The organism is Streptomyces flaveus, assembly GCF_014647675.1.
Lineage (GTDB): Bacteria > Actinomycetota > Actinomycetes > Streptomycetales > Streptomycetaceae > Streptomyces > Streptomyces flaveus.
Genome location: NZ_BMPQ01000022.1, coordinates 113,828 through 139,147, shown reverse-complemented (window position 1 = coordinate 139,147; position 25,320 = coordinate 113,828). Strand labels below are relative to the sequence as shown.

The window sequence follows — 25,320 nt, the reverse complement described above, 5'->3', positions numbered from 1 at the left end:
TCCCCTGGAGGAAGCAAGCATGGAGCTGGACTTCGGCCCCGCGGTACGGGACTTCCGGGACGAGCTGCGCGACTGGCTGGCGGAGCACCTGGTGGGGGAGTTCGCCGCACACCGGGGCGTCGGAGGCCCCACCGACGGCGCCGCCTGGGACATCCGCCTCGCCTGGGACCGCGAACTGTCCGCCGGGAACTGGCTGGGCATCAGCTGGCCGCAAGAATACGGTGGCAGGGGGCTCGGACTCCTTGAGGAGATCGTCTTCGAGTACGAGTACGCGCGGGCCAACGCCCCGTACCGCGCGACCGGCAACGCCCTCGACCTGCTCGGCCCGATGCTGCTCGCGATGGGCAGCGAGGAGCAGAAGAAGCGCTTCCTGCCGCCGATCCTCGCCGTCGAGGAGCTGTGGGGGCAGGGCTTCAGCGAACCGGGCGCCGGTTCCGATCTGGCGTCCGTACGCACCCGGGCCGAGCGTGATGGCGACGACTGGGTGGTCAACGGGCAGAAGGTGTGGACCTCCTTCGGGATCCACGCCGACTGGCTCTATGCGCTCGTCCGCACCGACCCGGACTCCCAGCGGCACAAGGGGCTGAGCATGCTGCTCGTGCCCGCCGACCAGCCGGGCGTGGACATCCGGTCGATCCGCAACCTGGCGGGCCAGGACGAGTTCGCCGAGGTCTTCTTCTCCGACGCCCGCACCGGCGCGGACATGGTGGTGGGCGAGGTCGGCCAGGGCTGGCGCACCGCGATGGGCACCCTCGGCATCGAACGCGGCACCACGCTCCTGCCCCAGCAGCTCACCTTCGAGCGGGAGGCCGACGCCCTGATCGAGCTGGCCCGCGAACGCGGCGCGTTGCACGACCCCATGCTGCGCCGCCGGATCGTGGACGCCTGGATCTCCGTACGCATCATGCGCACCACCAACATGCGGACCGTCGCCGAACTGGTCGCGGGCCGCACCCCCGGAGCGCAGTCCACCACGGCGAAGCTGTACGCCTCGACACGGCACCAGCAACTGGGCCATCTCGCCATGGAGTTGGCGGGACCAGCCGGACAGATCATCGGCGAGGACTACGAACTCGACACCCGGCAGCGCTCGTTCCTGCTCTCCCTCGCGGAGACCATCTACGGCGGCTCCAGCGAGATCCAGCGCAACATCATCGGCGAGCAACTCCTCGGCCTGCCCAAGGACCCACGGCCATGAGCCCAACCGACATCCGCGCTCTCGAGGACCGCATCGACCGCATCGAATCGCAGCTCGCCATCCAGCAACTCCCCATCCGCTACGCCCTCGCCGTGGACGCCCGCGACCTCGACGCCTGGACCGGCTGCTTCCACCCCGACGTCGACATGGGCCGCCACGGCCGCGGCCGACAGGTCCTGCGCGACCACATCGAGCCCCAACTACGCGGCTTCCACCGCTCCGTTCACCAGATCTGCGGCCACCGCATCGAGTTCACCGGCCGCGACACCGCGACCGGCGCGGTCTACTGCCGGGCCGAGCACGAGGTGGGGGAGCGGTGGATCGTGATGGCGATCTGCTACTGGGACGAGTACGCGCGGGTGGACGGTGAGTGGTACTTCTCCCGCCGCCGTGAACAGCACTGGTACGCGGCCGATGTCACCGAGCGGCCCCAAGCGGTGGACTTCAAGGGCTGGGAGGGCGCCGGAAATCCGGCGCTGCCGGACGCCTTTGCCTCGTGGGCACCCTTCTGGAAGGAGACGACGTGACGGAGCGACGTGCACGGCTGGCCGGGAAGGTGGCCCTGGTCACCGGAGGCGGACAGGGCGTGGGACGCGGGATCGCGCTCGCGCTGGCCGCCGAGGGTGCGGCGGTGGTGATCTCGGGCCGTACCGAGAGCAAGCTGAAGGACACCGCCGCCGAGATCGCCGAGCGGGGCGGGCGGGCGTACACCGTGGCCGGGGACGTGGGCGAACGCGATGACGTCGACCGCATGGTGGCCGAGACGGTACGGGAGTTCGGCGCGCTGGACGTCCTCGTCAACAACGCGCAGTCGTCGGTGCAGCGCAAGCTGGAGAAGACCTCGTACGACGATGTCGAACTCACCTACCGTAGCGGCCCGTTGGCGACCTTCCACGCGATGCAGGCCGCGTTGCCCCACCTGAAGGAGAGCCGAGGCAGCGTCGTGAACCTCGGCTCTTCCGCCGCGGTGCAGGGCGATCCGACCTTCGGCGCGTACGCGATGGCCAAGGAGGCGATCCGCGGGCTGAGCAGGGTGGCCGCGCGGGAGTGGGGCCCGTACGGAATCCGGGTCAACGTCGTCTGCCCGGCCGCCCTGAGCCCGGCCGCGGAGAACTACCTTGCCGCCCACCCGGAGAAGGCCGGACCGCTGTACGCCGGCATCCCACTGGGCCGCCTCGGCGACCCCGAGTCGGACATCGGTCGCGCGGTGGCGGCGCTGGTCAGCGAGGACATGGCCTATCTGACCGGCGCGACACTGATGCTGGAGGGCGGCCGAACGCTGATCGGCTGACGGGACGGCCGCCCGCACTGCACCTCAGGTCGTCATACGACGCCCCGCGCCCGCAGCTCCGCGAGCTGATCCTCCGTCACCCCGGCCAGTCGGCCCAGGACTTCGGCGGTGTGCTCGCCCAGCGAGGGCGGCGGGGCGTAGTCCTCGACGGGGGTCGCCGAGAGCCGGATGGGGTTGGCGAGGAGCGACAGCTGCCCCGACACCGGGTCTTCGACCTCCAGCAGCATCTCCCGGTGCTGGACCTGCGGGTCGGCGAAAACCTCGGGCAGTTCGTTGATCGGGCCGGCCGGGACATCGTGCGCGTCGAACGCGGCCAGCCACTCGTCCCTTGTTCTGGTCCGCAGGATCTCCTCCAGTACGGGCACGATCTCGTCCCGGTGGGTGATCCGTGCGGCGGTCGTGGCGAACCGCGGATCCTGGAGCAGTTCGCCGTGGTCGACCGCCGCGCAGAAGGCCGCGAACTGTTTGTCGTTGCCGGCGACGACGAAGATGGGCTTGTCCTCGCACTGGAACGCCTGGGACGGGATCCCGCCGTAGCCGCCGTTGGCCCGGCGCCGCGGGACCTCGCCGGAGACCAGGTAGTTCATCGCGAAGTGCGAGAGCGTGGCGAGTCCGCAGTCCAGCAGGGAGAGGTCGATGAACTGGCCCTCTCCGGTGGCGTCCCGGTGCCGCAGGGCCGCGAGGATGGCGGTGGACGCGTACAGCCCGGTGAGGATGTCGATCATGCTGATGCCGACCTTCATCGGCTCCTCCGGATGCCCTGAGACGCTCATCATCCCGGACATGGCCTGGAAGATGCCGTCGTAACCGGGGCGAGAGGCGTACGGGCCGGTCTGTCCGAAGCCGGTGACGGAGAGGTAGACCAGCCGGGGGTTGAGTGCGCGCAGGCTCTCCTGGTCGAGGCCATACTTCACCAGTGTGCCCGCGCGGAAGTTCTCGACGACGACGTCCGAGCACGCGGCCAGCGCGCGGATCAACTCCTGCCCCTCGGCGGTGGCGTGATTGACGGTGACCGACTTCTTGTTGCGGTTGCAGGCGAGGAAGAACGCGGCGGTGTCCGTCGGCTCGCCGCCGCGGTCGGTGAGGAACGGAGGCCCGTACGTCCGCGAGTCGTCACCGACTCCGGGGCGCTCGATCTTGATCACCTCCGCGCCCAGATCGGCCAGCGTCTGGGTGGCGAGTGGCGCCGCGAGGATACGGGACAGATCGAGGACGCGGATCCCGGCCAGGGCGGTCGACGGCATCTAGAGCCTCCCGGTCAAGGCGAATGAGTTATATAAATAATACATACAGGAGGCACGGAGTGCGGCCTCATGATTGCTTCAACTATCCAAATCATGTAACTATATAGCGCTGGGTTACGGAGCCGGAGACTGGAAGGTGCGCGGATGGCCGTCACGGCGAGGACCCTCACCGACCAGGAACAACGCGAGCGCCGCGAGTGGTTCCGGGCCCGTTGGGAACGCGGGGTCAAGTTCAACCGCAGCGCCGGTATGCGCGTCCTGCGCTGGGACCCGGACGGCATCGAGATGACGATGCCCTTCACCGAGGCGCTCTCGGCCCACGAAGGCGTCTTCCACGGCGGAGTCGTCTCGGCGCTGATCGACACCGCGGGCTCGGGAGCCGTGATCGCCGGTCATGACTTCACCAAGGGCAGCCTGCTCAGCACCGTCTCCATGTCGGTGCAGTACCTCGCGCCCGCCCGCGGCCACGAGGCCATCGCGTACGCGCGCTGTGTCCGACGCGGGAGCCGACTGCACTTCGCCGAGGTCGACGTACGCATGCCGGACGGCCGGGTCTGCGCCCGGGGCCAGGTGGTGGTGAGCATCTCCGGGGAGCGAGCCGGCGTCGGCGACCCCGTCGAACCCTTTGCCGAGGAGTGACACACGATGACCGAACAGCCCACAGAAGACCTGGTGTTGTACGAGGTCGACGAGGACGGTGTCGCCACCGTGACCCTCAACCGGCCCGAGCGCAAGAACGCGTGGAGCATCCCCATGGAGCAGCGCTTCTTCGCGCTCCTGGACGAGGCCGCCGCCGACCCCACCGTCCGCGTGGTCATCATCACCGGGGCGGGCAGGGCGTTCTGCCCCGGCATGGACGTCCAGCGCCTTGAGCAGAACGCCCAGCCCGGCCAGTCCCTCAACCTCCAGGCCCGCGTGCCCATGTACAGCCGGCGCGACATGCCGAAGCCCCTGATCGCCGCAGTCAACGGCGCCTGCGCGGGCATCGGCCTCATCCAGGCGCTGATCTGCGACGTCCGCTTCGCCGCCCGCGGCGCCCGCTTCACCACCGCCTTCACCCGGCGCGGACTGGCCGGCGAGTACAACATGCCGTACGTGCTGCCACGCGTCATCGGCCTGGAGAACGCGCTCGACCTGCTGCTCTCCGGCCGCGTCTTCGACGCCGACGAAGCCAAGGAGCTGGGGCTCGTCAGTCGCGTCGTCGACCCTGACCAACTCCTCGACGCCGCCCGCGCGTACGCCCGCGACATCGCCCGCAACTGCTCCCCGCGCGCCATGGCCGTCGTACGCCACCAGGTGTACGGCGACCTCGACCGCGGCTTCACCGACGCCCTGGCCCGTAGCTACTCGGCGATGGAGTTCTTCGCGGGCTCGCCGGACTTCCGCGAGGGGGTGGCGAGCTTCGTGGAGAAGCGGGAGCCCAAGTTCGAGGGCCTGCCCCCGGACTTCGACCCGGACGAGGCGACGCGCGACGCCTTCCTTCCGTACTGACGCCAACTGGCGCCTGCCAGAAGCTTATTGACCACGAGGAGCACGAACGATGACAGGGCAGCCGTTCCCCGTCGAGGCCGGGCACATCATGATGTTCGCCCGGGCCATCGGCGATGAGAACCCGGCGTACGAGCATCTCGCGCCGCCGACCTTCACCTGGGCGAGCGCCCACTTCGACCCCGACTACCACCTGCGGCCGAAGCCCGGCGAGGAGTGGTTCGGCTCCGGAGGCGGTCCGGGAGTGATGCCGGAGGGCGGCGGAGGGCTGCATGCCGAGCAGCACTTCGAGTACCACCGTCCGGTACGCGTCGGAGAGACGCTGTACGCCCACACCGTGCCGGGCCGCAGCTGGGAGAAGCAGGGCCGCACGGGGCGCCTGCTGTTCAGCGAACGCATCACCGAGTACCGGGACGCCGACGGCGAACCGGTCGTCAGCGCCCGGACCGTGGCCGTCGTGCCCGAGGGCCCCGCCACTCCCAAATCCGAGGAACCGGCCACCGGTGCCACCGGGAAGGACGACGCCTGATGAGCCCGTACGTGGATGACATCAAGGTCGGCGAGAGCCGCGAGAGTGTGCTCGTCGACGATCTCAAGCGCACCCGGATCGTCCAGTACGCGGGCGCCTCCGGCGACTTCAACCCGCTCCACACCGACCACGTCTTCGCCACCGAAGTCGCCGGCTACCCCGGGGTCTTCGCCCACGGCATGATGACGATGGGCATGACCGGACGGGTCCTCACCGACTGGGTCGGCATCGAGCCGCTGCTGAGCTACGGGGTGCGCTTCAAGGCGCAGGTCTGGCCCGGCGACACCCTGACCGCCACGGCGACCGTCGAGTCCATCGAGGACACGCCGGCCGGACCGGTCGCCCAGTTCTCGCTGCGTACCGTCAACCAGCACGGTGCCGAGGTGGTCACCGGCACCGCGACGGTCCGCCTGGAGTCCTGACATGCCCGACCACGCCCACGCGCCCGTGGCGCCCGAGGCCGTGGGTGTCGACCCGCACCGGCTCGACGTACTGCTGCGCCGCATCAGGCTCGAAGTGGAGCACGGCCCGCTTCCGTCGGCGCAGGTCGCCGTCGCCAGGAGCGGCCGGCTGGTGGCGTACGAGACCTGGGGCGACGCGGACCCCGGCACCCGCTACATCCTGCAGTCCGTCGGCCGCTCGATCGTCGCCGGCGCCGTGTGGAAGCTGATGGGCGACGGTCTGCTCGACATCGGTGAGCAAGTCGCCGCGATCATCCCGGAGTTCGCGCCGAACGGGAAGGAGGCGGTCACGGTCGAGCAGGTGCTCACCCACACCGCCGGCTTCCCCTTCGCACCGCTCGGCCACCCGAAGATGCTCGACCGGGAGCAGCGGCTCGCCGCCTTCGGCCGCTGGCGTCTCGACTACCCGCCGGGCAGCCGCTTCCAGTTCCATCTCACCTCGGCCGCCTGGCTGATCGCCGAGATCACCGAGCGGCGTACGGGGCTGCCCTTCGCCGACTACCTGCGCGAGCGGATCGTACGGCCGCTGGGCCTGACCTCGGTCGAACTGGGCGTCCCCGTCGACCGTCAGCCCGCCACGGTCGCTCCGATGACCGCCACCGACCGCACCGACGACGACCAGGAACCCGACCCCTGGGGACCCTGGTACCTGTCCGACCCGCGGGTGCTGGCGGCGGGCGAACCCAGTCACGCACTCGTCGCCACCGCCGCCGATGTCGCCCTGTACTTCCAGGCGTTGGAGCACTCGGGCCTGTGGAAGCCGGAGGCGGTGGCCGAGGGCACCAGGATCCGGCTGACCGAGCATCCCCACGGCGACCAGCTCTACGGCGGCGGGGGCAGCCGGCGTACGAGCATGGGACTGTTCGTCACCGTCGCCGGCCCCGATGCGGGCAGTCAACTTCCCTCCACCGGCTCGCCGTTGCTCTTCGGGAGTGCCGGAGCGGCGTACCAACTGGGCTTCATGGACCCGGAGACGGGTCTGTCCTTCGCGCTGCTGAGCAACGGCTACCCGCTCGCCGGTTACGACCACTCACGGCGCGGCACCGCACTGCTCACCAACATCGCGAACCTGGCGGCGGACCTGGTCGACTGACCGGATCCGCCGCCAGGCGGGGGCTTGAGGGACTGAACGCTCAGCGGCTCACCAGCTGCTGAGCGTTGTTGTACATGATGTCGTCCTGCACCGACTCGTCCAGCTCCGCGATGAGCTTGCGGTAGTCGGCGGGGTTCGCGATGCCCTCGGCGTGCGGGTAGTCCGAGCCCATGACCAGCGACTCGTGATAGCCGAGCCGCTTCACCAGACCGGGGATGTCGTCCTCGGGGTAGGGCACCACGCGGATGTGCTTGCGGAACACCTGGCTGGGCCGCTCCGACAACTGCCCGCCGATCCACGGTCCGTTGCGGCCCATGCCCCGGCTCTTGTCCATGTGCCGGACGAAGTGCGGCACCCACTCGGCGCCGAACTCCGAGACCAGGACGTTGACGTCGGGGAACCGCTCGAAGAGGTTGTCGAAGATGAGCGCGGAGAGCGTCTCCTCGATCGGGCGCTGGCCGTAGGTGTTCATCCACTGCCAGGCGGACATACGGAAGTGGATCGGGTTCGGGTCATGGCCCCAGGCCGGGGCGACATGCGAGTTGTAGTAGAACTCGCTGATGTGGTAGCAGACGCTGGCCTTGGCCTCGTTGACCAGCTTCCAGAACGGGTCGAAGTACGGGTCGCCCGGTGAGCGGCCGTACTGGGGCCCCGTCGGCAGCATGATGAACCGGGCGCCCTTCTCCAGGACGAACTCCAGCTCCTTCACCGCGCTGTCGAGGTCGCGCAGTGAGAGCAGGGCGGGGGTGTAGATGCGGTCCTGGTGGTTGAAGCCCCAGACCTCGTCCATATAGCGGTTGAACGAGTGGTAGTTGGCGTAGAGCGGCTCGACGCCGCGTACGTACTCCTCGGCGACCAGGGCCCAGCCGCCCGGATACATGATCGTCTGGTCCAGGCCCTGCTCGTCCATGACCCGCAGCCGGGCCTCACGGTTCTGGTACGCCTCGTGCATCGGCTCGAACTGGTACGTCTCCTCCGGGTTGCCCGAGGCCATCGCCTTGAGCATCTCCTTGAGCGAGCCGGGCCGGTAGACCTGCCCGAACTCCGGCTCCAGACAGACCACGATCCTGTCTCCCGCGAGGATGACCTCACGGCCGTCCGGCAGCGTCACGGGGGCCACGGCCTGACCGAGGTACTCCTTGGGGAGGTAGCGGGTGAAGGAATCCCGCTCCTCGTACATGTGCTGGTCGCAGTCGAAGATCCGCTTACGCTGTTCGGCCATCGCCATCGCCGTTGCCTCCCGACCCAGAGCTATTCAGTGCGCCTCCTATAATTATCTAACTGTTTCAAGAGTGCAAGGGAGCGGCGGGCGCCGGACGTGGTTCGGACATGCCGCGGGCCCGCCGGTCGGCCGGCGGGCCCGTGTCCGGGATGTGAATCCCTTGGTCAGTGGGTCTCTCGGTCAGTCGATGAGCTCCAGGACCGTCTTCGGTCCCGCCGAGTTGACGACGTCGTCCGCGCTGGAGATGTGGCGCTGCCACAGCTTCTCGGCCTCGTCCGCCTTGCCCGACTCGATCAGGCCCACCAGCCGTACATGCGCACGGTGGCCCTTGAGGGCCTGGGTCTTCTGGGTCTCGGTGTCGACGGCGGCAGCGGTGTACGAGGCGTTGGCGCGGTCGACGATGTTGCGCAGCATGCCGCAGAGCAGGATCAGGGTCTGGTTGCCGGTCAGTTCGACCAGCAGGGCGTGGAAGGCGTCCTGGGCGTCGACCAGGGCGAGCGGATCGTCGAGTACGGCCTTCTCGGCGGCCACCGCCTCGCGCAGCCGCTTGATGTCGCCTGCCGTGTGCTTGGTGGCGAGCTGGCGTGCGCAGGGCGGCTCGATCATCGCCGCCGCGCGGTAGACGTCGCCCAGGGTGGCGCCGCGGTATTCCAGGATCAGACCGGCGAAGCGGGCCGCGACATCGGAGTCCGGCGCGCTCACCCGGGCGCCGCCGTGCGCTCCGCGACGCACCGTGATCAGCGACTCGGACTCCAGTACGCGGAAGGCCTCGCGCAGCGTCGGCCGGGAGATGCCGAACTGCTCCATCAGCCCTGACTCCGGCGGCAGTGCGTCGCCGGGCTTCAGTTCGCCGCGTACGATCTGACGGCGCAGATGTCCGGCGACCAGCTCGGCCGTCTTCGGAACGCGCACCTGGCGCCCGACGCGTGCGCGGGAGGGTACGGGCACGGTGGGTACTTCTGCTGCGCCGGCTGCCTCGGCCACGACGGACTCTCCTCGTTTGTGATCATCCCGTCCACTTTGCCTGATATAGCAAAATGAATCTTCTTAGTACACCGAGGGTACCAGGTCAAGAGCTGGGTGATCATCGCCTTGCCCGTACCTGATCTGGTGTTGGGAGGGCAGGTGGTATATAGATGATTCATCTAGCTATACCGTTGACAGGCCCTCACGGGAGTGACCTCGATGACCGAGAATCCGACCCCGGTGATCCTCACCGAACTGACCGGCGACGGGGTCATGCTGCTCACCCTGAACCGGCCCGAGCGGCACAACGCCTGGACGCTGGAGATGGAACTGCTCTACAACGAGCTGTTCGACCGCGCCGAAGCGGATCCGGCGGTACGGGCCGTCGTCCTCACCGGTGCGGGCCGCAGCTTCTGTCCGGGCATGGACATCAGCGTGCTGGACGGGGCGTCCTCCGGGGCCCGACCCTGGCCGACCGACCAACTGCCGCCACGCACCCGGCCGATGACCTTCCCGAAGCCCGTCGTGGCGGCCGTCAACGGCGCCTGCGCCGGGATCGGCTTCAACCAGGCCGTGATGTGCGATGTGCGGTTCGCCGCGCCCGGAGCCAAGTTCGCCGCCGCCTTCAGCGCGCGTGGACTCGTGGCGGAGGACGGCGTGTCCTGGATCCTGCCGCGGCTCGTCGGATACGGGAACGCCGGCGACCTGCTGCTGTCCTCGCGCCGCATCAGCGGCACGGAAGCGCTCGCGATGGGCCTGGTCAACCGGCTGTGCGAACCCGACGAACTCGTTGCGGCGGCGCTCGAGTACGCCACCGAACTGGCCCGCTCGGCCAGCCCGTACGCGATGTCCCTCATCAAGCGACAGCTCGCCGACGACCAGACGAGGACCTTCGCGGAGAGCCGCGACGCCGCGGCCCGGTTGCTGGCGACGGCCAAGCGTGCGCCGGACTACCGGGAGGGCGTACGCAGCTTCATCGAGCGGCGGCAGCCGGAGTTCGCGGCGCTGGGGGAGCCGGCGGTGCTGGGGGAGGAGTCGTCGTGACGCGCGCCGAGGTGCCGCTGCATCGTCGTACGGTCAGCGTCACCGCGTACGACGAGGGCGGCGGCGAGATCTCGGTCGAGGCGGAACTGCGGGACGAGCGGCCCTGGGTGGCGGAGCCGGACGCCGGTGTCGTGCACCGGATGGTGCTCGCCGTGCGGGTCCGGCTGGCGGACATGGTCATCGTGGCGGCCGATGCGGACATGCGCACGTTTCCGCACGCCGAGTGTCCGTTGATCACGCCGGTCTTCGACGGCTTGGTGGGGCTCAGTGTCGCTGCCGGGTACAACCGGGCCATCCAGGAGCGGTTTCGTGGGGTGTCCGGGTGCTCTCATCTGTACGAGTTGGCGCGGGTGCTCGGGCCTGCCGTGGTGCAGGCCGGGATCTCGGCCAATGCGGGGCTTCGGATGGCCGGGCGGCCCTCCGATGGCCCGCGTTCCACGGCGGGGGTGCTGAACAGCTGCCATATCTGGGCGCCGGGTGGGGTGGGGCTGCGGAAGCTGGATGCGGGGTGGCGGCCGGGGGCGGGGCCGCGGCCTGTGCCAGAGGTCGAGGTGTTCGAGGGAACCTCTTCACCAAGACCGCCGACCGCCTTCCAGACCTTCCTGGACCAGAACGAGATCCCCGGCCGAAGTCCTGGCGAACCCTCGGCAGCTGAGCCCGACCATCCGAGATCCCCGACAGAGTCAGGCTGAGGACGAGTGCGCACAACCGGGTCCGGGGAAAGCGGACCTGGCTGCTGCCCGAGACATCCCGTCAGCTCATGGGGGGCAGTCCGGGTTCCGGCAGCACATGCAGGGAGTTCAGGGTGAAGGCCAGCAGATGGTAGTGGCCCACCAGCATTGGCAGCTCGATCAACTGGCGCTCCGTCAGGTGCTGGGCCAGCCCTTCCCACGTCGACCGGCCGATCCGGGCGCCGGAGTGCAACTCGTCCGTGGCCCGCAGCAGCAACGACTGCCGTTCCGTCCACCCCGGCGCGTCGGGACCCGCAGCGACCCGCGCCATGTCGTCCGATGACAGCCCGGCCTTCGCGGCGATCCTCACGTGCTGGCCCCACTCGTAGGGCGACTCGCAGTTGCGCGCCACTCGAAGGATCACCAACTCGCGTTCAGCGAAGGGCAGGTCGCCCGCGAGCAGCAACTGGCTGCTGAAGGGAAGCCAGGCGGCGAACAACTCCGGATGACGAGCAAGCGTCGTGAACACATGTGCCTCACCGAGCGAAGACACGCCGAGGCCCAGTGAACCGATGTCGGCGGACAACGTCTCCCGCACGGATTCGGCCCATTCATCCGAGGGCTGCGGAGGAATGCGGGGCGCGGTGGGCGGCAGCAGCGGCTCTGACACGCGGCCACGCTACGCCAAGGGCAGTCCGGCCAAAACGCCGACAACAAGCCATGTCGCTGAAGGGCTTTGAGCCACGCGTCACCGACTTCGACGAACTGCCCCGCATCCTGGGCGAGACCTGAGGATCACACCCTCGGCTCGCGCGGCAGGCCCAGCACCTTCTCCGCGAGGATGTTCCGCTGCACCTGCGACGTCCCCGCGTAGATCGTGCCGGAGCGGGCGATCAGGTACGTCGTCGACCAGGACGCCGAGGAGTTCGCGGCGCCGGGGTCGTCCGCGCGGTACGTACGCAGGGGCGGGCGGCCCACCGGGACCTGGGCGTGCAGGCCCATGATGTCCATCGCCAGGTCGGTGATCTCGGTGTGGTACTCGCTCCAGTACAGCTTGGCGATCGAGGTCTCCGGGCCGGGCTCGGCGCCCCTCAGCCAGCCGGTGAGGATGCGGTAGCCGAGGTAGCGCATGATCTCGACCTTGGACCAGCACCAGGCGATGCGCTGCCGGACGACCGGGTCCTGGTCCTTGCCGTACTCGCGGGCGAGGTCGACGAGACGCTCCACCTCGGCCTTGAACAGGATGGGGTTCGTCGCGGCCTCCTCCCCGCGCTCCACGCCCAGCAGGCTCTGTGCGACCGCCCAGCCGTTGTTCACTTCGCCCACGACGAGATCGGCCCGGGTGCGGGCGCCGCTGAAGAAGACCTCGTTGAAGTGGAGTTGGCCGCTCATCATGCGGAACGGGCGTACCTCGACGCCGGGTTGGTGCAGTGGCACCAGCAGGAAGGAGATGCCCCGGTGCTTGGGGGCGTCGCGGTCGGTGCGGGCCAGGACGAAGATCCAGTCACAGTGGTGGGCGCCGGACGTCCACACCTTCTGGCCGTCGATGACCCACTCCTCGCCGTCCCGCACCGCGCGCGTCGTGAGCGAGGCCAGGTCCGAGCCCGCGTCCGGCTCCGAGTACCCCTGGCACCAGGTGTCCTCGCCGCTCAGGATCCGCGGCAGAAAGTGGGCCTTCTGCTCCTCGGTGCCCCAGCGCAGCAGCGTGTTCGCCAGCATCTTCACGCCGAAGGTGTCCTGCGGCAGCCCGAACGGCACGCCGGCCAGGGCCAGTTCCTCCATCAGGACGACCTGGTGGAGCTTGGAGAGGCCGCGACCGCCGTACTGCTCCGGCCAGGTCAGGGAGAGGTATCCGCGCTCGGCGAGCCGGGTCCGCCAGTCGCGGGCGAAGGCCCAGGCGGCCTCCTCGTCGAGGGCGCCGATGCCGGTCCAGCCGGTCGGCAGGGCGGTGGCGAGGAACGCCTTGACCTCGGCGCGGAACGCCTCCGTCTGAGGGGGGTAACCGATGTCCACCTGCGTCATCTCCTCCTCGGCCGGGCCCGCGCGGTCGGTCGGCGGCCGGTCGGCTCCTGGTTGATACTTTCAGCGTAATAGGTTATCTATTTTAGAGGAATAGCGGAGTGCTGGAGACGAGTCGGGCGGGCAACGACATGGGACTGCTGGACGGCCGGGCCGCGGTGATCACCGGGGCCGCGCAGGGCATCGGATACGAGATCGCCGGCGTACTCGGCGGCGCGGGCGCCTCCGTCGTCATCGGGGACATCAACGAGGAGGCCGCGGCCGAGGCCGCCGAGCGCCTCGTGAAACACGGCATCGCCGCCACCTCGCTGCGCTGTGACGTCACCGAGGAGGACGAGGTCGCGGCCCTGGTCGCGCACTGCGCCGACACCTTCGGACCGGTCGGCGTCATGGTCAACAACGCCGGAATCACCCGGGACGCCACCCTGCGCAAGATGGCCCTCACCGACTTCCGCGCCGTCGTGGACGTCCACCTCACCGGCGCCTGGAACGGCACCCGGTACGCCGCCGCGGCGATGCGCGAGCACGGCCACGGCGGCAGCATCGTCAACATCTCCTCCATCGCCGGCAAGGTCGGCAACTTCGGCCAGACCAACTACAGCGCGGCCAAAGCCGGACTCGTCGGCCTCACCAAGGCCTCCGCCAAGGAGCTGGCCGGAGCCGGAATCCGGGTCAACGCCGTGCAGCCCGGGCTGATCCGTACCGCCATGACCGAGGCGATGCCCCAGTCCGCCTGGGACGCGAAGCTCGCCGAGATCCCCATGGCCCGCGCGGGCGAACCCGCCGAGGTCGCCCAGGTGGTCCTCTTCCTCGCCTCCGACATGGCGAGCTACATCACCGGAGCCGTCCTCGAAGTGACCGGCGGCCGCTACATGTGAGCCGCCGCCGCTGCGTACGCGATCGGCGCCACCCAGACCCGTACCCCTGAAGCCCTGTACCCCTGAAGCGAAAGGCTCGCCCCATGCCCGCCCTCCTGCGTGACGCGGTGATCTGCGAACCCGTGCGTACCCCCGTCGGCGGTTACGGAGGCGTCTTCCGCGAGGTGACGGCCGCCGAGCTGGCCGCCACGGTCGTACGGGCCGTCCTTGACCGCACCGGAGTGCCGCCCGGTGCCGTGGACGACGTCCTGCTGGGCCAGTGCTATCCCAACGGCGAGGCGCCCGCGATCGGGCGGGTCGTCGCCCTGGACGCCGGACTGCCGGTGGAGGTGCCGGGGCTCCAGATCGACCGGCGCTGCGGATCAGGACTGCAGGCCGTGATCAACGCCGCCATGCAGGTGCAGACCGGTGCCAGCGATCTCGTCCTCGCGGGTGGTGTGGAGTCCATGAGCCAGGCCGAGTTCTACACCACCGACGTGCGGTGGGGCGTACGCGGCGCCGGTACCACGCTGCACGACCGGCTGGCCCGTGGCCGGGTCACCTCCGGCGGGGTCAACCACCCTGTGGCGGGCGGGATGTTGGAGACCGCCGAGAACCTGCGCCGCGAGTACGGCATTCCGCGTGAGGAGCAGGACCGGCTCGCCCTGCGTTCGCACGAGAAGGCCGTCGCGGCCCAGCGGGCGGGCCGCTTCGCCGACGAGATCGTGCCCGTCACCGTACGGGCGCGCAAAGGTGAGACCGTCGTCGAGTCGGACGAACACCCGCGCCCCGAATCCTCGTTGGAGAAACTCGCCACCCTGCGGCCCGTGCTCGGCCGACAGGACCCCGAGGCGACCGTGACCGCAGGGAACGCCAGCGGGCAGAACGACGGCGCCTCGGTCTGCATCGTCACCCATCCCGAACGCGCGGCCGAGCTGGGGCTGCGTCCGCTCGGCCGGCTCGTCTCCTGGGCCGTCGTGGGTGTGCCCCCGGAGACGATGGGCATCGGGCCGGTCCCGGCGACAGCCCGTGCCCTGGAGAGAGCGGGCCTGAAACTCGCCGACATCGACCTCATCGAACTGAACGAGGCCTTCGCCGCCCAGGTGCTGGCCTGCACCCGTGAATGGGGCCTCACCGAGGGCGACTTCGAGAGGTTCAACGTCAACGGCTCCGGCATCTCGCTGGGCCATCCCGTCGGCGCCACCGGCGGTCGCATCCTCGCCACCCTGCTGCGCGAACTCGACCGCCGCGAGGCCCGCTACGGCCTGGAGACCATGTGCCTCGGCGGCGGCCAGGGACTTGCCGCGGTCTTCGAACGGCCGACGACCACCACTCACGCTCTTGGAGGACGCTGATGGCCGGACTGATCGCATACGGCGCCTATGTGCCGCACCACCGTCTCGCGCGGGCCGACATCGCCGCCACCCTCGGGACCCGGGCGGTGAAGGGGACCCGTTCGGTCGCGGGCTACGACGAGGACACCACCTCGATGGCCGTCGAAGCGGCCCGTGGCGCCCTGACCGCCGACGGACTGCGCCCCCGCGTCGGCCAGCTCTTCCTCGCCACCGCCGCGCCCGCCTACCTCGACAAGACCAACGCGACCGCCGTGCACGCCGCGCTCTCCCTCGACGAGCACGTACTCGCCGTCGACATGGCCGGCTCCGTACGCTCCGGACTCGGCGCCCTGGTCACAGCCGCCCGTTCCGCGGTCCCGACCCTCGCGGTCCTCTCCGACCTGCGCACCGGGCTGCCCGGCGGTACGGACGAGAGCGCCGGTGGCGACGGCGCGGCGGCCTTCGTGTTCGGCGGGCACCGCGACGGGGCGCCCGTCATCGCCGAACTCCTCGCCCACGACACCGTCAGCGACGAACTCCTCGACCGCTGGCGGCTGCCGGGCGCGCCCGCCTCCCGCGTCTGGGAGGAGCGGTTCGCCGAGGAGATCTACGTCGACCTCGCGGGCAAGGCCCTCGGCGCCGCGCTCGACCGCGCCAAACTCTCCGCCGACGCCGTCGACCACTTCGCGGTCGCGGGCCTGCACGCCCGGGCCTGTGCGGCGGTCCGCCGGACGGCAGGGGTACGGCCCGAGGCGGTGACCGGAGACCTCACCGCGGCCATCGGCAACGCGGGCACCGCCCAGCCCGGACTGCTCCTCGCCGACGTACTCGACCGAGCCCAGCCCGGCGAGACCATCGCGCTCGTCGTCCTCGGCGACGGCGCCGGAGTGCTCCTGCTGCGCACCACCGACGCCCTGCCCGCACACCGCGCCGCCCGCCCGGTGGCCGCGCAGATCGCCACGGGCAGCGCCCCCGTCCCGTACGCCACCTACCTCACCTGGCGCGGGCTCCTCGACCGCGAACCGCCCCGCCGACCGGACCCCGAGCCCCCGTACGCCCCGCCCGCGCACCGCCGCAACGGCTGGAAGTACGGCTTCATCGCCTCCCGTTGCGAGAAGTGCGGGACCCGGCATCTGCCACCGGACCGGGTGTGCGTGTCATGCCGGAGCGTCGACGCCATGACCGACGAGCCGATGGAGCATGTGCAGGGCACGGTCGCCACCTTCACCGTGGACCGGCTCGCCCACACCCCGAGCCCGCCGATGCTCGTCGTGGTCGTCGACTACGACGGCGGCGGCCGGTTCCGCTGCCAGCTCACCGACGCCACCGAGGCCGACGCCGTGATCGGCGCCCGTGTCGAGATGACCTTCCGGCGCACGGTCACCGCCGCCGGGGTCCACAACTACTTCTGGAAGGCCCGTCCCGTGCGGTTCGGCGCCGGCCCAGAGGAAGACTGAGGAGGTACCCAGATGGGCTCGCACGGAATCCGAGACCGTGTCGCGATCGTCGGCATGGGCTGCACGACCTTCGGCGAACACTGGACCCGCTCGGCGGACGATCTGCTGGTCGACGCCGTCGGCGAGGCGGTGACCTCGGCCGGCATCACGCTCGACGACATCGACGCGTTCTGGTTCGGCACCCAGGCCTCCGGTGTCTCCGGCCTCGCCCTCAGCCGGGCGCTGCACCTGCCGAACAAGCCGGTCACGCGCGTGGAGAACATGTGCGCCACCGGCTCGGAGGCGCTGCGCAACGCCTGTTACGCGGTGGCCTCGGGCGCATACGACGTCGCGATGGCCGTCGGCGTGGAGAAGCTCAAGGACTCCGGCATGTCGGGGCTCTCGGGCACGACGATGCCGGGCGCCGGTGACGACAGCCGGGGCGAGATCACCGCGCCGGCCAACTTCTCCCTCCTGGCCCCCGCCTATGCGGCCAAGTACGGGCTGGACGAGGACGAGATGAAGGACGTCATCACCCGTATCGCCTGGAAGAACCACGTCAACGGCGCCCGCAACCCCCGCGCCCAGTTCCGCAAGGAGGTGCCGCTGGAGCGCATCCGGTCGGCGCCGATCGTGGCGGGCATGCTCGGTGTCTTCGACTGCTCGGGGGTCTCCGACGGTTCGGCAGCCGCGATCGTGGTGCGGGCCGAGGACGCGTACAGGTACACGGACAAGCCCGTCTTCGTGAAGGCGCTGTCCTTCGTCGCCGGGCCCGCCGACGGACTCATGGACCCGGAGTACGACTTCACCACCTTCCCCGAGGTCGTCGCGTCCGCGCAGGAGGCGTACCGGCAGGCGGGCATCACCGATCCGCGCACGGAGCTCGCGCTCGCCGAGGTCCACGACTGCTTCACACCCACGGAGCTGGTGCTCATGGAGGACCTGGGGTTCTCCGACCGCGGCCAGGCGTGGAAGGACGTGACCAGCGGGCAGTTCGACCTGGACGGCGGCCTGCCGGTGAACCCGGACGGCGGCCTCAAGGCCTTCGGCCACCCGATCGGCGCCTCGGGCCTGCGCATGATGTTCGAGGCCTGGCTCCAACTGCGCGGCGAGGCACCGCCGGATCGTACGGTGCGCACCCTGGCAGAGGGGCGCTCGCTCGCGCTCACCCACAACCTGGGCGGCGGACCGGGCGAATGCGTCTCCTTCGTGTCGGTCGTGGGCAGCGAACTCACCGACTGAGCAAGGGAGTTCGGTAATGGGACGACTCGACGACAAGATCGCCGTGGTGACCGGAGCCGCCTCCGGCATCGGCGCGGCCACCGCGCGCCGGGTGGCGGCCGAGGGCGCGCACACCGTGGTCGCCGATCTGAACCTCGACGGCGCGAAGGCGGTGACGGAGGAGATCGCCGCCGTCGGTGGATCCGCGACGGCCGTCCTGGTGGACCTCGGCGACATCGAGAGCGTACGGGCCATGGTGGAGGCCGCGGTGGGGACGTACGGCGGTCTCGACATCCTGCACAACAACGCGGCGGCCACCCACCTGGCCGCCCGTCAGGACCTCCCGGTCGCGGACGCCGATCCGGCTGTCTGGGACGACACGATGCGGATCAACCTACGCGGGACGATGGTCGCCATCCAGGCCGCCGTGCCGCACATGATCGCGCGCGGCGGCGGCTCCGTCATCAACACCACGTCCGGCTCCGGGCTTTCGGGCGACCTGCGCAATCCCGCGTACGGCGCCTCCAAGGCCGCGCTGATCAACCTGACGCAGTACGTCGCCACGCAGTACGGCAAGCAGGGTGTGCGCTGCAACGCCGTCGCGCCGGGGTTCATCGTGACCGAGGCGAAGACCGGGGCGGCGTACGAGCCGATCAAGCAGACCATGCTGCGTCACCACCTCACGCCGCGCCTTGGCCGGCCCGAGGACATCGCTGCGGCGGTGGTGTTCCTGGCCTCGGACGAGGCGGCGTTCATCACCGGGCAGACCCTGTGCGTGGACGGCGGGCTGCTGGCCCATCAGCCGTATGTGGCGGACCTGCGCGACAGGTGAACCACGCATGCCGCGTCAGTCGGTTCCGGCCGTGCCTCCCGGGGAGATCAGCCCGGTCTCATAGGCGAGTACGACGGCCTGGACGCGGTCGCGGAGATCCAGCTTCGACAGGATGCGGCCGATGTGTGTCTTGACCGTGGTCGGGCTGAGGTGCAGCCGGTCCGCGAGTTCGGCGTTGCTGAGGCCCGTCGCGAGCAGGCGGAGCACCTCGAGCTCACGCGGGGTCAGGCCGGACAGGTCGCGGTGGAGGGCGGGCGGCCGGGCCTCCTCGCGGTGGGCGAAGCGCTCGATCAGACGGCGGGTGATCGTGGGCGCGAGCAGGGCGTCGCCGGACTGCACGAGGCGTACGGCGGCCACCAGGTGCTCGGGTGTGACGTCCTTGAGCAGGAAGCCGCTGGCGCCGGCGGTGAGCGCGGCGTAGACGTAGTGGTCGAGGTCGTACGTGGTGAGGATGATGACCCGTGTCTCCTGCGGTCCTTCGCCGCCGAGGATGCGCCGGGTGGCCTCGATGCCGTCCATCCGCGGCATCCGGATGTCCATGAGGACGACTTCGGGCCTTGTGCGCCGGACGGCGGCGCCCGCCTCGGCCCCGTCGGCGGCCTCGGCCGTCACCTCGATGCCGTCAGCGGCGAGGATCATCCCGAATCCCGTACGCACCAGGGCCTGGTCGTCGGCGATGACCGCGCGCAGCGGCGGCCGGTTCACGCGATCCGCCACGGGACTCGGGCCTTGATCCGGTATCCGCCGGCGAGGGTCGGCCCGGCCGTGAGTTCGCCGCCGTAGACCGCCAGCCGTTCGCGCAGCCCGATCAGGCCGCGGCCGTTGCCGTCCACCGGCGGGGAGCCGTGGGCGCCGCCGGTGTCGGTGACCTCGATCTCCAGACAGTCGTCGGTGTAACCGATCACGACGGACGCCTCGGCGCCGGGTGCGTGTTTGATCGTGTTGGTCAGCGCCTCCTGCACGACGCGATACGCCGCGAGGTCCACGCCGGGCGGCAGCGGGTCCGGCGGCAGCGACACCGCGACGCCGACCGGTGTCCCGGCGGCGCGGACCCGCTCGGTCAGGGCGTCGAGCTGCCCGAGGCCGGGCTGCGGCTCCAGGCCGTCGGCGGGGGTGTCGGTGCGGCCGATGTCAGGACCGGCCAACAGGCCCATCACATGCCGGAGTTCGGCCATGGCGGCCCGGCCTCCGGCCTCGACCGCCAGCAGTGCTTCCTTCGACCGCTCCGGCGCCGCGTCCATCACCTTGCGCGCCGCGCCCGCCTGGATGACCATCACGCTCACATTGTGGGTCACGACGTCGTGCAACTCGGCGGCTATGCGGGCGCGTTCCTCCTCGACGGCCCGGCGCGTGGCCTCCTCCTGGGTCTGCTGGAGCCGCGCGTACCGGTCCCTGCTCGCCGCCAGTTGACGGCGCCAGATCCGGACCAGGCCGGCCAGCACCCCGGCGATCAGCAGCACGACTGCCGGGCTCGACCAGCCCGGAAGGATGGGCTCCGTGTCCCGGAACGCGAGGCCTGCCAGCACGGCGGCGATGACCAGTGCGGCCATGGCCCACATCCGGTAGCGGCTGTGGACGACGGCACTGTACGCGCCGATGACGCAGGTCAGCACGCTTATCCAGGAGGCGTCGTCGACCATGGCCAGCGTCGCGGTCATCACCACGGCGAACGCGGCCAGCGGATACCGGCGCCGGGCCGCCAGCGGCAGCGCCGACAGCACGACGAGCGGCCAGATCACCGATGAGGGCTCCTCCTCCCGCACCGCGACGCCCGGAGACGGGGGCGTCGGCGGCGTCGGGGGAGGGAACGGAACGTCCTGGCCGACTCGGACCGGTCCGCTGTCGGGATATCGCGCGAGCCAGATCAGCGCGACGACGGTCAGCACGATGGCCAGCACCACATCGGCGCGCCATGCCCGCCGCGACAACGGCGCGGGCTTCGCCTCCGGGCGTAGCGCGTCGCGCAGTTGCTGACGCCGTCCGCGCCTGTCCTCCGTCTCCATCGGCTCATTGTGCGGCCCTCCCGCCTGGGCCCGCGTCCGCCTGTACGGCCAAAACGCCGTCTCGCAGGCGTACTTCGCAGGGATGACCCCGCGGCCGGGTCCTCCGCGGGGAGGGCCGGATGTCGGTGCCGCGGCCGACGCGCCACCACGGCGCACGCTCCTACGTTCGCTGGGCCCGGCAACGGGCCTTCTCGAACCGAAGCGAACCGAAGGACGGTCGACTCCCATGACTCAGGTGATCCAACTGGACGGCGTGGCCAAGCGCTACGACAGCGCCGACGCACCCGCGCTCGGACCGCTCGACCTCAGCGTCGCCCAGGGCGAGGCCCTTGCCGTGACGGGCCCCTCCGGCAGCGGCAAGTCCACGCTGCTGAACCTCGTCGCCGGCCTGGACAAGCCCACCGAAGGCGCCGTGACCGTGGCCGGGCGGCGGATCGACCAGCTGAGCGAGCACGCACTGGCCCGGTTCCGCCGCGAGCGGATCGGCATGGTCTTCCAGTTCTTCAACCTGCTCGACGACCTCACCGTCGCCGACAACATCCAGCTCCCCGCCCAACTGACCGGGACCGCGCGCCGCAAGGCGGCCACCCGTGCCGGTGAACTCATGGAGGTGCTGGGCATCCAGAAGCACGCCCGCGCCTACCCGGGCCGGCTCTCCGGCGGCGAACGCCAGCGGGTCGCGGTCGCCCGGGCACTGGTCAACCGGCCCGCGCTGCTGCTTGCCGACGAGCCGACCGGCGCGCTCGACACCGCCTCGGGACAGGACGTACGGGAACTCCTGGTGGACCTGCACCGCGGCGGGCAGACCATCGTGCTGGTCACGCACGACCTGGCGCTGGCGGAGGCGTGCGCGAGCCGCACGATCCATCTGGTCGACGGTCACCTCGCCCTCGACGCGCATGCGGAGGCCGTCCGATGAGCCGTCTGACGATCGGCTTCGGCAGCGGCGCGCTCGGCCGGGTCGTACGCTCCGGGGTGGGCCGGCGCCGGGTGCAGACCGTGGTGATCGCCGTGGCCGTGATGATGGCCGTGGCCTCGGCCGTGGTCGCCGGATCGCTCATGGTCGCCACGAATGCCCCGTTCGACCACGCCTTCGCCAAGCAGCACGGTGCGCATATCACCGCGCAGTTCGATCCGGCCAAGGCGAGCACGGCACAGCTGAAGGACACCGGACAGCTCGACGGCGTCACGGCGAGCGCGGGGCCGTTCCCGTCCACGACCATCCACCCGACAGGCCCCGGTGGCGGGCACTTTCCGGCGCTGACCCTGGTCGGGCGGTCCGATCCGCACGGCGGCGTGGACGACCTGGACCTGAAGTCCGGCCGATGGGCGGCGAAGCCCGGCGAGATCGTGGTGTCCGCTTCGTTCGCCGGACCCGACATCAAGCCCGGCTTCACCATGCAGACTTCGGACGCTGTGGACAGCCCGCCCCTGACGGTCGTCGGCCTCGCCGTGTCGGCAAGCAAGACGGCCGACGCCTGGGCGACTCCCGGCCAGGTCAGGGCACTGGCGTCGGAGGACGGCCCGGTCACGAGTCAGATGCTCTACCGCTTCGACTCTGCGGGAACGAAGGAGCAGATCACCGGGAACCGGAAGAAGCTCGCCGCCGCCGTGCCCGCCGAGGCGCTGCTGGGCACCGAGTCCTGGCTGGACACCAAGCGCGCCGCCGACCAGGGCGCGGCGCCCACCATCCCCTTCCTGATCGCCTTCGGCGTGCTCGGCATCGTCATGTCGGTGATCATCGTCGGCAGTGTGGTCAGCGGCGCGGTCGGCACCAGCCTGCGCAGGATCGGCATCCTCAAGGCCATCGGCTTCACACCGCGCGAGGTCGTACGCGCCTATGTGGCCCAGGCGTTGATCCCGGCCGGCGTCGGCATCGCGCTCGGGGTGGTATTGGGCAATCTGCTGGCCGTGCCACTGCTGGAGGACACCGAGCAGGTCTACGGCAGCGCCTCGCTGACAGTGGCCTGGTGGGTGGATGTCCTGGTGCCGGCCGTCGCGCTGCTCGTCGTCGGGATCGCAGCGCTGGTGCCCGCGCTGCGGGCCGGGCGGCTGCGGACGGTGGAGGCCATCGCGGTCGGCCGGGCGCCGCGCACGGGGCGCGGCCAGTGGGCGCACCGGGCGGCGGGCCGGTTGCCGCTGCCGCGGTCGGTGACGTACGGCCTCGCCAGCCCCTTCGCGCACCCGGTCCGTACCACCGCGATGCTGCTCGCCGTGGCCTTCGGCACGGTCGCCGCGACCTTCGCGGTGGGACTGACCTCGTCCCTGAACGCAGTCGGCAAGGCACAGGATCCCGAGGACCGCGCCGCGGTCACCGCCATCAGCGGCGTACCGGGCGACGAGGGCGGCGGACCACGCCGCGTGGAAGTCGGCCAAAGCCCTCCGTCCACCGACCCGGCGAAGGTCCGCGCGGCCATCGAGGCACAGCCGGGCACCGCTTCGTACTACGGCATGTTCCAGGCCGACGTCACCGTGGCCGGGATCTCCGGCTCGGTCGAGGCCACCTTCTACCAGGGCGATTCACGTCCCGGCAGCTACGAGATGATCTCCGGGCACTGGATCACCGGCGCTGGGCAGGTCGTCGTGCCCACAGCCTTCCTGGAACGTACCGGCACCAAGATCGGCGACACGGTGCGGGTGACCCTCGGGAAGGACACACAGACCTTGCGGATCGTCGGCGAGGCCTTCGACGGTTCGAACGACGGCCTGTCCGTACGTGCGGACATCGCCAGCTTCGCCGCTGCCCAGCCGCAGGTCTTCCAGATCGAGGTCGAGCCCGGCGTCTCCCCCGCCGAGTATGCCCAGAAGCTCGCGGCGGTGGTGAAGCCACTGGGTGGCGACGTCATGGTCAACTCCCCCTCGGAACAGGAGAACATGATCCTCATCCTGAACGCGATGGCGGTGCTGCTCACCCTGATGCTGGTCTCCGTAGCCGGCCTCGGCGTGCTCAACTCCGTCGTCCTCGACACCCGGGAGCGCGTCCATGACCTGGGCGTCTGCAAGGCGCTCGGCATGTCGCCGCGGCAGACGGTGAGCCTCGTACTCGCCTCGGTGGCCGGGATCGGCGTACTCGGCGGTCTCGTCGGTGTGCCGGTCGGGTTTGCCCTGCACGGCTTTGTGCTGCCCGTGATGGGGCACGCCGCGGGGACCGATCTGCCGCCGTCGGTCCTCGAGGTGTACGAGACCCCGCAGCTGGTCCTGTTGGGGCTGGCCGGGATCGCCATCGCGCTGCTGGGTGCGCTGCTCCCGGCGGGCTGGGCGGCCAGGACGCGTACGGCTACGGCTTTGCGGACGGAGTAGCCGGCTCTGTCTCGCCGCGCTGCGTCAGATGGAGGCACGGCCGACGGTTCTGCTTCGTGCCTTCTTCGTGGCCGGATCCGCGGGGCGGCGAGGCTCTCGTGAGGCCCGGCGACTACGCGGCGTTGCGACGGGCAGCCGAGGGGTTCACGCCGTACTTGGCGTGGAAGGCGCGGGTGAAGTGCGCCTGGCCGACGAAGCACCAGTGGGCGGCGATCGCCGCGATGCTGCGATGGGCGAGCAGAGGGTCGGCCAGGTCACGCATCGCCGCTTCGAGGCGGCGAGAGCGGATGTAGTCGGTGACGGTGCATGACTCGTGCTCGAACAGTCGGTGCAGGGTGCGCGCGCTCATGTGGTGCACGGCGGCGACCCGCGCATGTGTCAGGTCCGGTTCGGCGAGGTGCGCTCTGATGTAGTTCAGGATCTGCAGCCGCAATGCGTCCGCTGCGCCGTCGTCGCCACAGGGGGCGGCCTCGCTCAATGCCGCTGCCACCAGATGCAGCCCCGCTTCGCCGAGCCGGTCGGCGGATGTCCGGTGGATCGAATCCCGCTGCGATACCGCGGACGATACGAAGCCGGCCAGCACCGCGCCAGGTCCGTCCGCGAGTGGATAGGCATGGCTCATCGACGTGACGACCATGCGCTCGGGCAGGCTCAACGCGCCCCGGGGGAAAGCCATGACCGCGCACGACCACTGCCGCTCCAGACGCAGGTGGTACGGCCTGCCGGTGTCGTAGATCGCCATCTGCCCGGGCGCGATCGAGATCTCGCGATCGTCCTGGCACACGGTGGCGTGCCCGCTCAGCTGTACGCAGATCTTGAGCAGGTCGATCGGTGTCTGCCGTACGGCCCTGGGGGTGCGCCACACGACCTGCGGCGTACCGCTCACCCGGTAGGCAGCGATCGCCCCGAGCTGAGTGCCGGCCATCCGCCCATGGGCGTCCCGCGCTCCGATGGCCTCGGGGACGAGTCGGCCGAAAGCACTGCCCAACTGCTCTCGCCAGAGTTCGGCCGGGAGAGAGCTCGACTGTTCGGTCCCTGCGGTCGACGACATCACTGTGTGCGCCCTCCCACCAGACTTGGCCTTGCGCGACAAAGGCCGAGGCGGGATCAG

25 protein-coding genes are annotated in these 25,320 nt (G+C 70.4%); 17 read left to right on the top strand and 8 right to left on the bottom strand.

The window, feature by feature from the left end; translation table 11 throughout:
* Positions 1 to 19 precede the first annotated feature (19 nt).
* Genes IEZ21_RS33045 through IEZ21_RS33035 form a run of 3 tightly spaced genes read left to right on the top strand, consistent with a single transcriptional unit; the run spans position 20 to position 2,489 of the window.
* Positions 20 to 1,198, top strand: a complete 1,179-nt coding sequence (locus tag IEZ21_RS33045; RefSeq protein WP_189325497.1) for an acyl-CoA dehydrogenase family protein — start codon at positions 20 to 22, stop codon at positions 1,196 to 1,198.
* Positions 1,195 to 1,725, top strand: a complete 531-nt coding sequence (locus IEZ21_RS33040; RefSeq protein ID WP_189325496.1) for a nuclear transport factor 2 family protein — start codon at positions 1,195 to 1,197, stop codon at positions 1,723 to 1,725. The genes IEZ21_RS33045 and IEZ21_RS33040 overlap by 4 nt, the downstream gene beginning before the upstream one ends.
* Positions 1,722 to 2,489 carry an SDR family NAD(P)-dependent oxidoreductase gene (locus tag IEZ21_RS33035; RefSeq protein WP_189325495.1) on the top strand — a complete coding sequence of 256 codons (768 nt, stop codon included), beginning with the start codon at positions 1,722 to 1,724 and terminating at the stop codon, positions 2,487 to 2,489. The genes IEZ21_RS33040 and IEZ21_RS33035 overlap by 4 nt, the downstream gene beginning before the upstream one ends.
* Positions 2,490 to 2,521: 32 nt before the next feature.
* On the opposite strand, the gene IEZ21_RS33030 is transcribed toward IEZ21_RS33035, so the two are convergent.
* Positions 2,522 to 3,733: a CaiB/BaiF CoA transferase family protein gene (locus tag IEZ21_RS33030; RefSeq protein WP_189325494.1), complete on the bottom strand. Its 1,212-nt coding sequence runs from the start codon at positions 3,731 to 3,733 to the stop codon at positions 2,522 to 2,524.
* 144 nt (positions 3,734 to 3,877) lie between these two features.
* Here IEZ21_RS33030 and IEZ21_RS33025 point away from each other — a divergent pair, with 144 nt between their 5' ends.
* Genes IEZ21_RS33025 through IEZ21_RS33005 form a run of 5 tightly spaced genes read left to right on the top strand, consistent with a single transcriptional unit; the run spans position 3,878 to position 7,304 of the window.
* Positions 3,878 to 4,372, top strand: coding sequence for a PaaI family thioesterase (locus tag IEZ21_RS33025; RefSeq protein ID WP_189325493.1), 495 nt, complete (start codon positions 3,878 to 3,880; stop codon positions 4,370 to 4,372).
* Positions 4,373 to 4,378: 6 nt separating this feature from the next.
* Complete coding sequence (locus IEZ21_RS33020) at positions 4,379 to 5,224, top strand: enoyl-CoA hydratase-related protein (protein ID WP_189325492.1); 846 nt, start codon at positions 4,379 to 4,381, stop codon at positions 5,222 to 5,224.
* 49 nt (positions 5,225 to 5,273) lie between these two features.
* The gene (locus IEZ21_RS33015) at positions 5,274 to 5,750 is read left to right on the top strand and encodes an FAS1-like dehydratase domain-containing protein (RefSeq protein WP_189325491.1); all 477 of its coding nucleotides are present in this window, start codon (positions 5,274 to 5,276) and stop codon (positions 5,748 to 5,750) included.
* A complete protein-coding gene (locus IEZ21_RS33010) occupies positions 5,750 to 6,172 on the top strand; it encodes a MaoC family dehydratase (protein WP_189325490.1) in 423 nt (140 codons plus the stop codon). Before IEZ21_RS33015 ends, IEZ21_RS33010 begins: the two co-directional genes overlap by 1 nt.
* Position 6,173: 1 nt before the next feature.
* Complete coding sequence (locus IEZ21_RS33005) at positions 6,174 to 7,304, top strand: serine hydrolase domain-containing protein (protein WP_189325489.1); 1,131 nt, start codon at positions 6,174 to 6,176, stop codon at positions 7,302 to 7,304.
* A gap of 40 nt (positions 7,305 to 7,344) precedes the next feature.
* Here the strand turns inward: IEZ21_RS33005 and IEZ21_RS33000 are convergent, their stop codons facing one another.
* A complete protein-coding gene (locus IEZ21_RS33000) occupies positions 7,345 to 8,526 on the bottom strand; it encodes an amidohydrolase family protein (RefSeq protein WP_033318436.1) in 1,182 nt (393 codons plus the stop codon).
* A gap of 180 nt (positions 8,527 to 8,706) precedes the next feature.
* Positions 8,707 to 9,510 (bottom strand): FadR/GntR family transcriptional regulator, encoded by an 804-nt coding sequence (locus IEZ21_RS32995; protein ID WP_189325488.1) that lies wholly within the window; start codon positions 9,508 to 9,510, stop codon positions 8,707 to 8,709.
* A 201-nt stretch (positions 9,511 to 9,711) separates the two neighbouring features.
* Here IEZ21_RS32995 and IEZ21_RS32990 point away from each other — a divergent pair, with 201 nt between their 5' ends.
* Positions 9,712 to 10,536 (top strand): enoyl-CoA hydratase-related protein, encoded by an 825-nt coding sequence (locus IEZ21_RS32990; RefSeq protein ID WP_189325487.1) that lies wholly within the window; start codon positions 9,712 to 9,714, stop codon positions 10,534 to 10,536.
* On the top strand, positions 10,533 to 11,228 hold the full coding sequence (locus tag IEZ21_RS32985; RefSeq protein WP_189325486.1) for a DUF2889 domain-containing protein: 696 nt from the start codon (positions 10,533 to 10,535) through the stop codon (positions 11,226 to 11,228). Before IEZ21_RS32990 ends, IEZ21_RS32985 begins: the two co-directional genes overlap by 4 nt.
* A 61-nt stretch (positions 11,229 to 11,289) precedes the next feature.
* On the opposite strand, the gene IEZ21_RS32980 is transcribed toward IEZ21_RS32985, so the two are convergent.
* Positions 11,290 to 11,877, bottom strand: coding sequence for a carboxymuconolactone decarboxylase family protein (locus tag IEZ21_RS32980; protein ID WP_189325485.1), 588 nt, complete (start codon positions 11,875 to 11,877; stop codon positions 11,290 to 11,292).
* A gap of 125 nt (positions 11,878 to 12,002) precedes the next feature.
* A complete protein-coding gene (locus IEZ21_RS32975) occupies positions 12,003 to 13,229 on the bottom strand; it encodes an acyl-CoA dehydrogenase family protein (protein ID WP_246568371.1) in 1,227 nt (408 codons plus the stop codon).
* Positions 13,230 to 13,327: 98 nt separating this feature from the next.
* On the opposite strand from IEZ21_RS32975, the gene fabG reads away from it, so the two are divergent.
* From fabG to IEZ21_RS32950, 5 genes are all read left to right on the top strand, one after another.
* Positions 13,328 to 14,104 (top strand): 3-oxoacyl-ACP reductase FabG, encoded by a 777-nt coding sequence (fabG, locus tag IEZ21_RS32970; protein ID WP_246568369.1) that lies wholly within the window; start codon positions 13,328 to 13,330, stop codon positions 14,102 to 14,104.
* 83 nt (positions 14,105 to 14,187) lie between these two features.
* On the top strand, positions 14,188 to 15,438 hold the full coding sequence (locus tag IEZ21_RS32965; RefSeq protein WP_213089384.1) for an acetyl-CoA C-acetyltransferase: 1,251 nt from the start codon (positions 14,188 to 14,190) through the stop codon (positions 15,436 to 15,438).
* Complete coding sequence (locus IEZ21_RS32960; protein ID WP_189325484.1) at positions 15,438 to 16,874, top strand: OB-fold domain-containing protein; 1,437 nt, start codon at positions 15,438 to 15,440, stop codon at positions 16,872 to 16,874. The genes IEZ21_RS32965 and IEZ21_RS32960 overlap by 1 nt, the downstream gene beginning before the upstream one ends.
* Positions 16,875 to 16,886: 12 nt before the next feature.
* Entirely contained in the window at positions 16,887 to 18,095 is a 1,209-nt protein-coding gene (locus tag IEZ21_RS32955) for an acetyl-CoA acetyltransferase (protein ID WP_189325483.1), read from the top strand.
* Between the two features lie 16 nt (positions 18,096 to 18,111).
* Complete coding sequence (locus IEZ21_RS32950; RefSeq protein WP_189325482.1) at positions 18,112 to 18,906, top strand: SDR family NAD(P)-dependent oxidoreductase; 795 nt, start codon at positions 18,112 to 18,114, stop codon at positions 18,904 to 18,906.
* A 15-nt stretch (positions 18,907 to 18,921) separates the two neighbouring features.
* On the opposite strand, the gene IEZ21_RS32945 is transcribed toward IEZ21_RS32950, so the two are convergent.
* On the bottom strand, positions 18,922 to 19,623 hold the full coding sequence (locus IEZ21_RS32945; RefSeq protein WP_189325481.1) for a response regulator: 702 nt from the start codon (positions 19,621 to 19,623) through the stop codon (positions 18,922 to 18,924).
* Positions 19,608 to 20,909 carry a sensor histidine kinase gene (locus IEZ21_RS48505; RefSeq protein WP_189325480.1) on the bottom strand — a complete coding sequence of 434 codons (1,302 nt, stop codon included), beginning with the start codon at positions 20,907 to 20,909 and terminating at the stop codon, positions 19,608 to 19,610. The genes IEZ21_RS32945 and IEZ21_RS48505 overlap by 16 nt, the downstream gene beginning before the upstream one ends.
* A gap of 226 nt (positions 20,910 to 21,135) precedes the next feature.
* On the opposite strand from IEZ21_RS48505, the gene IEZ21_RS32935 reads away from it, so the two are divergent.
* Together IEZ21_RS32935 and IEZ21_RS32930 are read left to right on the top strand one after the other, a co-directional pair.
* Positions 21,136 to 21,828 carry an ABC transporter ATP-binding protein gene (locus IEZ21_RS32935; protein ID WP_189325479.1) on the top strand — a complete coding sequence of 231 codons (693 nt, stop codon included), beginning with the start codon at positions 21,136 to 21,138 and terminating at the stop codon, positions 21,826 to 21,828.
* Complete coding sequence (locus IEZ21_RS32930) at positions 21,825 to 24,209, top strand: ABC transporter permease (protein WP_189325478.1); 2,385 nt, start codon at positions 21,825 to 21,827, stop codon at positions 24,207 to 24,209. Before IEZ21_RS32935 ends, IEZ21_RS32930 begins: the two co-directional genes overlap by 4 nt.
* A 112-nt stretch (positions 24,210 to 24,321) precedes the next feature.
* On the opposite strand, the gene IEZ21_RS32925 is transcribed toward IEZ21_RS32930, so the two are convergent.
* Positions 24,322 to 25,260, bottom strand: a complete 939-nt coding sequence (locus tag IEZ21_RS32925) for an AraC-like ligand-binding domain-containing protein (RefSeq protein WP_189325477.1) — start codon at positions 25,258 to 25,260, stop codon at positions 24,322 to 24,324.
* Positions 25,261 to 25,320 lie beyond the last annotated feature (60 nt).